This is a genomic window from Parasutterella sp. St.1A3 (genome assembly GCF_059728705.1).
The window spans coordinates 246,664-258,561 of sequence record NZ_BAAGFK010000002.1; the positions used below are offsets into that span (position 1 = coordinate 246,664).

Annotated in this window: 9 protein-coding genes; 1 reads left to right on the forward strand and 8 read right to left on the reverse strand. The window is 49.8% G+C overall.

The genetic code is table 11. The features are described 5' to 3' along the window. Positions 1–10: 10 nt before the first annotated feature. Both AC6I1F_RS13010 and AC6I1F_RS13015 read right to left on the reverse strand, forming a co-directional pair. Positions 11–418, reverse strand: coding sequence for a Fur family transcriptional regulator (locus AC6I1F_RS13010; RefSeq protein ID WP_251452250.1), 408 nt, complete (start codon positions 416–418; stop codon positions 11–13). Positions 419–524: 106 nt separating this feature from the next. Further along, positions 525–1,496, reverse strand: a complete 972-nt coding sequence (locus AC6I1F_RS13015) for an AEC family transporter (RefSeq protein WP_290432658.1) — start codon at positions 1,494–1,496, stop codon at positions 525–527. A 315-nt stretch (positions 1,497–1,811) separates the two neighbouring features. Here AC6I1F_RS13015 and AC6I1F_RS13020 point away from each other — a divergent pair, with 315 nt between their 5' ends. Further along, positions 1,812–3,305 (forward strand): DegQ family serine endoprotease, encoded by a 1,494-nt coding sequence (locus tag AC6I1F_RS13020; protein ID WP_251452246.1) that lies wholly within the window; start codon positions 1,812–1,814, stop codon positions 3,303–3,305. A 66-nt stretch (positions 3,306–3,371) separates the two neighbouring features. On the opposite strand, the gene nrfD is transcribed toward AC6I1F_RS13020, so the two are convergent. From nrfD to AC6I1F_RS13050, 6 genes are all read right to left on the reverse strand, one after another. Then, positions 3,372–4,271, reverse strand: a complete 900-nt coding sequence (nrfD, locus tag AC6I1F_RS13025; protein ID WP_160335027.1) for an NrfD/PsrC family molybdoenzyme membrane anchor subunit — start codon at positions 4,269–4,271, stop codon at positions 3,372–3,374. Between the two features lie 10 nt (positions 4,272–4,281). After that, positions 4,282–5,211 (reverse strand): 4Fe-4S dicluster domain-containing protein, encoded by a 930-nt coding sequence (locus AC6I1F_RS13030; RefSeq protein ID WP_251452242.1) that lies wholly within the window; start codon positions 5,209–5,211, stop codon positions 4,282–4,284. A gap of 2 nt (positions 5,212–5,213) precedes the next feature. Beyond that, positions 5,214–8,360 (reverse strand): formate dehydrogenase-N subunit alpha, encoded by a 3,147-nt coding sequence (gene fdnG, locus AC6I1F_RS13035; RefSeq protein WP_160335029.1) that lies wholly within the window; start codon positions 8,358–8,360, stop codon positions 5,214–5,216. A 542-nt stretch (positions 8,361–8,902) separates the two neighbouring features. Next, complete coding sequence (locus AC6I1F_RS13040) at positions 8,903–9,574, reverse strand: MarC family protein (RefSeq protein WP_160335030.1); 672 nt, start codon at positions 9,572–9,574, stop codon at positions 8,903–8,905. Positions 9,575–9,664: 90 nt separating this feature from the next. Then, positions 9,665–10,270 (reverse strand): DMSO/selenate family reductase complex B subunit, encoded by a 606-nt coding sequence (locus tag AC6I1F_RS13045; protein WP_160335031.1) that lies wholly within the window; start codon positions 10,268–10,270, stop codon positions 9,665–9,667. Positions 10,271–10,280: 10 nt separating this feature from the next. Next, positions 10,281–11,898 (reverse strand): molybdopterin dinucleotide binding domain-containing protein (locus AC6I1F_RS13050; protein WP_497801818.1); only part of this gene is annotated, 1,618 nt, incomplete at its 5' end.

Sequence of the window (11,898 nt, forward strand, 5' to 3'; positions counted from 1 at the left end):
AGAATTGATGTTATTGTTTTTTGCCTTCGGTTTTTTCTTCAGCTTTCGCGGCACACTCTTTGCAGAGGCCGTAAAACGTCAGATCATGACCAAACAGCTTAAAACCGGAGTTGTCACGAACCGATTCTTCCAAGTGATCCAAATAAGGAAGCTCCAAATCACAGATTGCGCCACACTTAATGCACCGGGCATGGTAGTGATTGGTCTGAATGTGGTCATACCGCTCTGCAGAACCGCTTATACGCCGAAGCTTTATCTCTCCGCTCTCCGAAAGCTGCTTCAGATTGCGATAGACCGTCGCTCGGCTGACAGAAGGGTTAGTACTCGCAATATGCTGATAAACCTCATCGGCCGTCGGATGGTCCTTTAACTCCAGAACCGCGTCCAGTACAAGCTGTCTTTGAATCGTATTCCTCATCTAAACCTCACTTGCTTCGAATCAAAATTCGTTAATTGAATTCTATCTTATTTGAGACAATGTGTCATTTAGGATAAATTATCGTTTGTATCAGATTGTAATAGTTTTAGAAAATCCCTGTGTGTCTCAGCAGCGTTACCGCTAAAGGCACCGTGAAAGAAGACACCACGGTCGTGATAATCATGGCATTGGCAATAACATCTTCTGCGGCTTGGAACTGCCTGCACATCAGGTACACATTGACGCCGATCGGAAGACATCCTAAAAACACCACTGAAGTGGTTTCTACAGGCCCTAACCCGATCAGAACGGCTAGCGTATAAATCAGCAGCGGATGAAGAAAAAGCTTAATTCCGCTCAATACAAAGCTCTTCTTTATACCCGGGCCTAAACCGTATTCGGCTAAGCCCATTCCCACCACAATCAAACTCATCGCGGTTGCCGAATTGCCGATCAGCCGAATCGGCTCGTCAATGACATACGGAATCGTCAAACCGGTAAGACTCCAGAGAACGCCCAAGAAAATAGAAATAATCAGCGGATTTTTAAAAACGGAAAGAACCGTTCTGAAAAAACTTCTCCACGTCAGATGTCCGGTTTGAAGCGCGAACTCGACCGTAATCGAAACCAATGTCCAAAGTATCATAGCGTTCATGGAGAGAACAGCTGAAATGGACGGAGTGACCTGCTCGCCAAGCATGGCAATCGCCAGAGGAAGACCGAGAAGCCCGTTATTGGAAAACACGCACCCGGTTCCGAAAATCGCTGAACCGACCGCTGACATCCCCAGAACCTTCCGAGCAATAAAACGGCCGACAAAAAACAGAATAAAACAAGCACCAAAGTATGCAATCAATAACCGTAAATCCGCATGCCCTTCCTGCACAAAAATATTGGATAGAAGTCGAAAGAGCATTGCCGGAAGAGCAATGTTGAACGCAAATTTAGCTAAGACATTGCTCGCTGTCTTATTAAAGCCGAACCAGCGAGACAAGGCATAACCGAGAAAAATCATCAGGAAAAGAGGCGAACTCTTCTCAAGCTGAAGTGCAAACTGAGCAAGAAGCGTCGTGTCCATTTGGGATGAGGATTTATCTGTTTAATATCCCTTGATCTTACGCTTCACTAATGCGATAAAAGATTCAGCAGATCAGAAAATTCCGAAGATACTCGGCAGTATTGATCGGGAAAAATATCAAGACGGCCTTCTTAAAAATCCCGAAGGAACTAAATTATTTCTCAAGGTTTCAGTCTGTATACAAAGATAAATTCCCGTCAATATCGCAAAGATTTCTTACGGTTTTCATTAACGCTTAAATTTATTTAAGTAAATATTAATCCCGGCCAATAATGATTGCATTCAATTAATTATCATCAACCAAGGACTAATTCAATGATCCGACTTTCATTAAAAAAGACGGCTGCCGCTGCTGCCGTAACACTGGCTTTTACTGCCGGCGCACTGCTTCAGAACGACTCCGCGCTCAGCCCTGTCGCACCTGCGGCTGCTCAGCAGATCCAGTCTCAGCTGCCGGACTTCACAAAGCTTGTTGAAGAAAACGGTAAGACAGTTGTCAGCATCGAAGTCTCCAAGAAACCCAAATCTATGCCCTCCCGCGGCGGCTCGGACCGTTTCCGCGGTATTCCCAAAGACCAGCTTGACCTGCTTCGCCGCTTCGGCTTCCCGTTCGGTCCGGATTTTGATTTCCGCGGCCCTCACGATTCCATGCCTGACATGCCGGCTCGCAAAGGCCAGGGCTCCGGCTTCATCATCAGCCCGGACGGAATCATCCTGACGAACCATCACGTCATTGACGGTGCAGACGAAATCACGGTACACCTGACAGATAACCGCGAATTCAAGGGCAAGGTTCTCGGCTCTGACGAAAAAACCGACATCGCTGTCGTCAAGATTGATGCCAAAGATCTTCCTGCCGCCAAACTCGGCAGCTCTGAAAAGGTTAAGGTCGGTGAGTGGGTTGCAGCCATCGGCGCTCCGTTCGGCCTTGAAAACACTGTCACCAGTGGTATCGTTTCCGCAAAAAGCCGCAACCTGCCGAGCGATCAGTTTGTTCCGTTCATTCAGACGGATGCGGCCGTCAACCCCGGCAACTCCGGCGGTCCGCTTTTCAATATGAAAGGTGAAGTGATCGGTATCAACTCCCAGATCTTCTCCACTTCCGGCGGCTTCATGGGACTTTCTTTCGCAATTCCGATCGACCTGGCGCTCCAGATCAAGGACGATCTGATTAAAGACGGCAAGGTTCATCGCGGCAAGCTCGGAGTCGTCATTCAGACTCTGACTCCGGAACTTGCCAAGAGCTTCGGTCTTGAGAAGGCAAAAGGCGCGCTTGTAGCTGAAGTCACAAAGGACAGCGCTGCTAATAAGGCCAAGATTGAAGAAGGCGACATCATCCTTTTCTTCGATGACAAGGAAATCGAGAAGGCTTCCGATCTGTCCCGCTCTGTCGCATCTGCAAAACCGAGCACCGAGCACACCGTTAAAGTGCTTCGTGACGGTAAAGAAGTGACACTGAAGGTAAAACTTGATTCTGCCAGTGACTCCGATGTTCCGACAGAAGCTCAGCAGGCAAAATCTAAAGGACGCCTCGGTGTTTCCGTTCGTCCGCTCAGCGACGAAGAGAAGAAGAAATTCGGCGACGGCCTGTTTGTTGTTTCCTCTGAAGGCGCAGCGGCAAAAGCCGGAATTAAAGAAGGCGACGTTCTCCTGAGCGTTGGCGGAAAGAAAATCCGCTCCTTCGATCAGTTTAAGAAGGCAGTAGAAAACGCGAAAGACACACTCGCACTGCAGGTTGCCAGAGAAGGCTCCCGCATCTATGTCGCTGTCAAACTTGACGACAAAGAAAAGAAAGAAGAAAAGAAATAATCTTTTCTCCTAAATAAAGCCGTTAAGCCCGCAGAAATCTAAATCTGCGGGCTTTTCTTTTCACAATTAAATTTTCTTAGTCAGACCGATCAGCCAGTATCTTTCAAAAATTCCGGTCAAAAGTACCAAAACGCCGGAAATCGCCATGCAGGAAGGTCCAAAAAATGCCAAGGCCGCGGCCCCAAGTCCGCCAATGAGGTAAACCATCACGAGCAAAAGACCGGTCTCAGAGTGGTAAACAAGCTTTGCGCGCTCCCGAGTCTCCAAATACATCAGTGCGAACGCGACGCATCTGGCGCAAAGAAGAATCAGCATGGGAACAAGCAGCTGCGCCCAAACAGTCCAAGATCCTAAAGCAAAGGCCATCACCGCATACAAACCGCATCCCATCAGAAGCGCGTCGGATACCATAAAACTTGTCAGCCACCGTGCGTCCTTCACTCCGGGCTGAGATGTGCAGCTGAACGCAACGCCCTTATAGCAGATAACCACCAATGCTCCGATAAAAGCGAGTACAGTGAAAAGCCTCATCAAAACGCCGGCATAGATATGTATCACCGGACCTCCGCTTCCAAAGAGATAGGTCAGCCAGTAAATCGCCACAGCGGCGCCCAAGCAGCTTGAGTAGCATGCAAGCCCCCATACTCCGACAGAAAGCGGCGATTTGAAGTGCAGAACACGCATTGCGTGAATAAATCTCGGCGGATCGCCTAAATCAAATACCAGCAGCGCCAAGTCAATCAGCACAATAATGAGCGCCAGAGTCAGCGCAAAAGGCAAAAGGTTTGAGAACACGTGACCCCCAAGAAACCAAGCCACAGTGGTAAACACCATAAAACCTGCCGTGAGATTATTAAAGAACGCGTCCCAAACAATAATATTTGCCCAGTCCGGACGATGCGTCAGGTCATGCCCCTCATACGGAGACGGATAGTTGCTAGCCCAAGGTTTTAAATTTGTATTCATTGCGGCCTCCTTAGATCAAACTTGCCGCGACAGCCGCAAGACAAAGCACAAGCGTCGCGATGCCCCTTAAATAATCACCTGCCATGTAATGGCTCGGCGTCTGAGGAGACTCCGGGAGACCATACACCTCCGGCTTATCCATCAGTAAATAGAAAGAGTTCAGACTGTCATACTGCGGGAATTGATCCTTTCCGTACAAACGCGCCTCCGGATGACCATGCTTAACGAGATAATTCAGGCGTTCTTCCGCAAGAGTCGCCATGTATTCTCTCGGTCCAAAGTCAATTGCCCCGGTCGGGCAAGCCTCTTTACAGGCCGGATCCAAACCGTCACGCAGTCTGTCATAACATTCGGCGCACTTCATAGAGTGCCCGCTCTCACTGCTGATTTCCGGAACTCCGAAGGGGCAGGCCGCAACGCACATGCCGCAGCCCATACAGATATCCGTCTGATAGTAAATTCCGCCAAATTCATTTCGAACGATCGCTCCGGTCGGACAAGCTTCATGACACGGGGACGTACGGCAGTGTTTGCATTGATCGCTCATAAAGAGCCAATGACCTTCTTTTGGTTCGTTCAAAAGCGCGTCTATCGTCTTTGGCGCAGGACGATCCACCTCATTGTGCTCAGAAAAGCGTTCGATAAACTTAACATGACGCCAATTGTTTGCGGACAAATCTCCGGTGTTGTCATAACTCTGACCAGACCAATGAATCGGGTCATTTTTCAGCTGGTTCCACTGTTTGCAGGCAACCTCGCAGGATTTGCAGCCGGTACAGATTGATGTATCGGTAAAGAATGCGAGTTCCTGAAGACGCGGCAGAGGGTCTTCCCGATCAAAAAGCGCATAACACGGATCAACTTTATGGTTTTTCTTAGGCTCGCCTTCGGGATAACCTTTTTTCACTACGTCAAAAATATTCTTGCCGTCAATCTTCATGATTAGTTCCTCCCTTCAGGCTGAGCGGCCCACGGGGTGTCCGGGACCGGTTTTGTCATGGACTCCGGATACTCGACAGGCTCCGGTACAGCCTTTCGGATCTTGCTCATTTCCGGTTTATCGATCTTCACAACAAAGCCCTTAGAGCTTGGAATCAGTCCGTCAGGAGCCATATCCGCAGGACTTAAGTCATTTGTTATCGGATCGCACATCACGCCTTTATATCCGGAACATACGAAGCGTCCCGCAATACTTGCGGGCTTGCCGCTAATTCGTCCGATCCTCAGACGCGGCGTCACCAAGGCTCTAACCTGAATTTCCGTGCGAGGACTCTTAACGGAAACGTATCCGCCGGTCGTCACACCGATTGACTCAGCAACTTCCGGCGCGATTTCAATGAAACTAGCGGGCTGAAGCGCCACGAGCCACGGGGTATGACGCGTCATCGCTCCGCTTAGCCAATGTTCTGTCATGTGATACGTTGTCATGACAGTCGGATAATTCGGATCGCCCGGGCTGACCATCGGATTCAATTTATCTTCGATGATTCGGACATCCGGAACACGGTCTGTCGACCAAAGCAGATTCTTATACGGAGATTCACTCGTTTCGTAGTAAACGGGGAACGGGCCCTCTTTAATGCCGTAAGGCACAAACAGCCATGCACGTCCGTCCGTATGCACGCCAAAAGCGTTCGCCTGCTCCGAGGGCGCGACAGAGGCATCAAACTGAGGATGATCAAAACCGACCCAGCTCTGTGAAGCTTCATCCCACCAAACCAGCTTTTTACGCTCAGACCAAGGTTTGCCGTTCAAGTCAGATGAGCATCGGTTATAAAGCACTCTGGAATTCAGCGGCCATGCATAGCGGTAGTAGAGATCAATTTCATGATCCGGAGTTCCTGCCTCCCGACGCTTCATCAGATTCTCACCGTCTTCATTAATAAAACCGGAGAGAAGTCGGCATCCGCAAAGAGTGGATCCGTCATCGCGCAGTTCTCCTGAACCCTGAATCGGTTTCCCGGTTTTAAGGTCGACCCCGTTCATTTCCAGCGCAACTGCATCTATATCGCAGTCTCCTTCAATACGGGGCAGCCCCTGAGCGTTCACCGCTCCGGGAGCGTCATCGTACATCCAAGTCAGTGCGCGCAGACCTTCATCTCTGGGCAGTCCTTCAGATTCAGCCATCGCTTTTAGGCGCTTGCCCAGCTGGTAAGTCCACCAGGCATCCGATCGGCAGTCACCCGGAGAGACGCGGATTCGATCGTGCCACTGCATCAGCCGCTCAGTATTATTGGCCGATCCGTCCTTTTCCATCAGAGAAGAAGTCGGAAGATAAAACACCTCCGTCTGACAGTCTTTAGGCGCAGGGCCTGTCGGATCTGCATACCACACTGAAGCTGTTTCGTTTTCGAACATATCGCAGACAACCAGCCACTTTAAGCTTCGCAGCGCGTCTCTGCTCCATCCTGCGTTCGGATTTGTTACGGCAAGGTTCTGTCCGAATACCAGCAGACCTTCCACTTCTCCCTTCAGAGCTCTTTCCATCGTCACTGTCAGGGACTGATTCCCGCCGAGTTTCGGAAGCCACTGATAACCGTACTCGTTATCTGACGTTGCCGCATCTCCGTACCAAGCCTTCAGAAGGCTGATCATGTACTTCGGAAGCGCCTTCCAGGATCCACGCTCTGTTTCGAGTTTCCACATGCCGTCCTGCTTATCGCGCGCACCGGAAAAACCATGTCCGTTTTCCAAGTAGTCTTTCAGCGTCGCGTTTTGCGGAGCGATCTCAGGAAGCGGAATGTAGTTGGGCAGATCTCCGAACAGCGTTGGAATATCGGTTGCGCCCTGAACGTTAGAGTGTCCTCTCAAGGCCAAGATTCCGCCGCCCGGACGGCCTATATTGCCCAGCAGCAGCTGAAGGATCGCACAGGTTCTGATAATCTGCGTTCCGCTCGAATGCTGAGTAAATCCGGTCGCATAACAAAAAGCAGTTGTTTTATCCCGACCGGAATTCCTTGCCATGAACTCTGCGACTTTGACCACATCACATGCACGGCAGCCGCAGATCTCTCCAACCATTTCCGGAGTGTATTTTTCTACCTGCCGACGAAGCAGCTGCATCACGCAGTGCGGATCCTGCAGTGTCGGATCGCGTTTAGGTTCGCCCCGTTTACCGTCGGGACCTGTTTCATAGACGTAATCCCAGGAATCGACTTCTTCACTATAGGACCTTTTTTCCGGATCCCAACCGTTAAATAGGCCGGTCACGTCATCAAATCGGAATTTCGGATTGATGATGGTCGAAGCATTGGTAAAGGCAAGCACATACTCTTTAAACCAGAGTTCATTTTTGAGGATATATCGGATGATTCCCGACAAAAACGCGATGTCGGTACCCGGGCGGATGTGAACATGATGATCACAGGCGGCGCTTGTGCGTGTATAGCGCGGATCGACATGGATCGTGACCGCTCCCTTCTTCTTTGCCTGCATCGGCCAGTAGAAAGCCACCGGATGGGCTTCTGCCATATTCGAGCCCATAATCACAATGCAGTCTGAATTCATCAGATCCCGCGGCGGGTTTGTGCAGGCGCCAAAGCCAAACGTCGGACTCAGCGCCGCAACCGTGGTCGAGTGACAGTACCGAGCGGAATTCTCCACCGGAAGAATTCCGAGTCCGCCGGTAAAGAGCTTACGAAACAGATAGCACTCTTCGTTATCGTTGGCGCTGCCGCCAATAAAACCAATATTTGCGCAGTTATTGACCGTGATTCCGGTCTTCCCATCCTTCTCTACAAAACCGCGCTTGCGGGAATCCCAGATTCGTTTTGCAACCGTGTCCAGTATCCAGTCCAGGGAGACTTCCTCCCATTTATCCGTACCGGGTGCACGATACATTGGTTTTACCTTACGATAGGGGTTATCGTTAAGTGCAAATGTAGAGGACCCTTTTGGGCACAGCCGACCCTGATTGACAGAACTTCTCGGATCACCTTCTACGTCTATGAGTGTATCGCCTTTAAAAAAGCCCAGCTGTGAGCAGCCGACAGCACAATACTGACAGATCGTGCTTCCTATTCTCGCGCCTCTGAGCCGTGAGCAGCGGAATTTAGTTCTCGGGCTGTATACGTCGCTTATTGTAGTCATAGGGTGTCTCCAATGTCATTAGAGCCATTGTGGATCACCGTGACGGCTATTATTATTTCCCTGTCCTAATTCGGGAGGAACGGTTTGCGGCTGCGGAGTCAGTTATTTCCGGTTAGGCAGGGGAATCCTTATACCAACCCCTTTTTTATTAAAATATCACTCTCACGAAAACCTTCATAAGGATTTCCCTCTGTTTCGGTCCTCTCTACGGTAGTAACCCTTGCCTTGCAGATTGTAAATTTTCTTCTTCTAATTACAATTAATTTTGTTCGATTTGTTTGATTTTTTCCGTCGTTGTCGTCCTTCTCATTCCTTAGCTTAAAAAGGTCAGCAGCGGAATAACCGCATGAATCAGCAACAGAATAGAACTAGAATAGATTACTAGGGAGCTGTAGTTATGGAACTATTAAGAGAAGAATTAGCGCAGTACAGCAATGAGCTCATTATTATCGGCGTGCTGATTATTGCTTTTGTCAGTTTTTATTCTCGTTTCTTTAAGAAGAAAAAATAAACCGGCCGGTTACGGCCGGGAATCCCATTTCCTATTTCGCGGTTGCCATTAAGTGCAGCCACAGCTCCGAGAAGCCGGACCAAAATACCTGAACACCGATACAGATCAATATAAAAGCAAAAATTCTGGAGATCGCTTCCGTACCGGTCTGACCAATAACCGTTGTGATTCGGTCCGCATATTTAAAACACAGCCAAACCAGCAGCGCGTTCGCAAGTGCAGCCAAACTTGTACTTAAAACATTCGGGACAGAGAACGTCATAGATGTTCCGATCGCTGTTGTTACGGCGATTGCACCGGGGCCGAGCGTCAGAGGAAGAGTAAAAGGATAGAACGCGAGTTTCATCAAGTCTGAATGAGATTTTTTATCCATACTGCTCTGAGCCTTTTCGCCGTCTGCTTCCGAACTTGAAGAACTGCTGTTAAGAGTCAGCCAGCCTGCAGAAAACAGCACAAGACCGCCCGCGACGCGGAGAACGCCGATAGAAATCCCGAAGAAGCTCAGAATAAACTGCCCGATATAAAGAGAGCACATCGCCATCACAAAGAAATACAAGGCGACGCGATTAGAAAGTTCCGCTCTCTCCTGTCGAGTAGCTCTTCCTGTCATCGTAAGAAAGAAAAAAGCCGCTCCAAGCGGATTAACCACTGTTACCAGTGAGGTAAAGACGTAAAGAAACGTATTAAAAAATGAAGTGAGCATGAAATGCGAACCTTTCGACTGATCAACAGCAGATTCTAATGGAAAGAGACGGCAGACCCCAGGGTCTGCCGTCTCTTCGTTTACATTTCTTTAGTATTCAACGCCGGTCGTATCACCTGCCGGTTTAGCCTGTTTCGGGACCAGAAGGACCAAGTTAGGCTTGGTTGCCGCAGAAGACGGCAGCGGAGCAACATCCGCAAGCGCGCCGTATTTCTTTCTCAGCACTTCGATATCACCGAATTCGATGGCTCGGTTAGGACAGCTTTCTACGCAAATCGGCTGACGGCCTGTTTGGAGACGATCCACACAGGCATCGCACTTACGCATTTTCTTAGCATCGACATCAAGTACCGGAGCATGGTACGGGCACGCCTGAGCGCACATTCCGCAGCCGATGCATTTTGCTGCCTCGATAAGGACCAGACCGTCCGCAGCGCGCTTTTGGTGCGCCTTAGTCGGGCATACCTTGACACAAGCCGGGTCGGTACACTGGTTGCATGCGGTACTCACATAGTAAGCAAATACATCCTGCTCCCATGCGCCGTTCGCGTCTTTTTTCCAGTTTCCGCCTGCATACTCTCTGACCTTTCTAAAGTTCAGACCAACAGGCAGGTTATGTGCGTCTTTACAAGCCACGGCGCAGGTCTTACAGCCGGAGCATTTAGATACATCCACAAAAAATCCAAGCTGACTCATCTTCATTCTCCTAAGCTTTTCTTACTTCAACAAGGTTGGTGTGCTGAGGATTGCCCTTAGCAAGCGGGCTCGGTCTCAGTGAGGTCAGCGTATTGATGTTGCGGCCAACGTCAACCGACTTTCCTCCAACCTGCTTCGGCGTATACCACGCACCCTGAGGCAGTGTCACAACGCCCGGCATGATGCGGCTTGTGACCTTAACCGGCATTTCAAGCGTGCCTCGGTCATTGAATACCAGCACCATGTCACCGTTCTTAAGGCCGCGGGCCTGAGCATCAAGCGGATTCATGAAGAGCACATCTGGATGCTGTTCACGGAGCCAGGGAAGATTATGGAAAGTTGAATGAATTCTGCCGTGGTGGTGGAAGCCGTAGCACTGAAGCGGATATTTCTTCGTCAGCGGGTCACCGGCCTGTTCCCATGTCGCGCAATATTTCGGGATTGCAGAAATCACGTCGCCCTCGGGAAGTTTCCAGGTTTCGGCAATCTTATTGAGACGATCCGAGTAGATTTCGATCTTACCGGAAGGTGTTTTAAGCGGATTTGCCTGAGGATCTTTTCTAAAGGCAGACAGACCGACAGTATTCTTCTTCCAATCGTAGACCTGCTGAGGACCTTCCTTCCAGAAGACTTCCCATTCAGGAAGCTGCGGAACTTTCTTACGAGTTTCGTTGTAGCACCATTCGAGCCACTGATCCTGAGTTCTACCTTCAGTGAATTCCTCTTCTTTACCAAGTTCTTTGGCGATCAGTCGGCAGATTTCATAAGAAGTCTTCTGATCCCACTGAGGCTCAACGGCCTTATGCATCGGAAGAATCGAACTTGTTGCGCCGTTAGAGCTTCCTCCGCAGGCGATATCGTTTGTTTCAGGACCCATAACGTCCGGAAGCAGGATATCGGCGTAACGGCAGGACGGCGTCATCATGTTATCGCAGACGACAATAAATTCGCACTTCGAAGTATCTTTCAGAATCTTATCGGTTGCATTGGAGTCTGCATGCTGATTGATCATGGTGTTGCCGCCCGAGTTCACAATCATCTTGATGTTGTGATCGAGCTTCTTGACGCCTCTCATACCGTCGGTGAGATCCGTCATATCTTTTCCGCGGACAATCGCATCCGTCCACATAAACACCGGAATCGTTGCCTTAACGGGATTCTTGCCTGTCGGGAGATAAACGGCCGGAAGCGTGTAATTGGCTTCAGCGTCACCGCAGTTTGTACCCGAAAGACCAATCTGGCCCAAAAGGATCGGGAGCATTGCGATCGCGCGGCTTGTCTGCTCACCGTTTGCTTGACGCTGCGGACCCCAGCCCTGAGAAACAAAGCACGGCTTTGTTGTGCCCATTTCTTTAGCCAGAGATTTAATCGTATTAACAGGAATACCGGTAATCTTTGAAGCCCATTCAGGAGTCTTAGCGATGCCGTCGGGTCCTTTGCCGAGGATATGGCTCTTATAGTCGCTTCCCTTCTTCGCATCTGCCGGCAGAGTTTTTTCATCGTAGCCGATGCAGTATTTATCCAGGAAGTCCTGATCAACCCAGCCGTTATTAATCAGCTCATAGGCGATAGCTTCGACCAGAGGAAGGCCGCATCTGTACCCGGGCGGATCGGGATCCACTGATCCA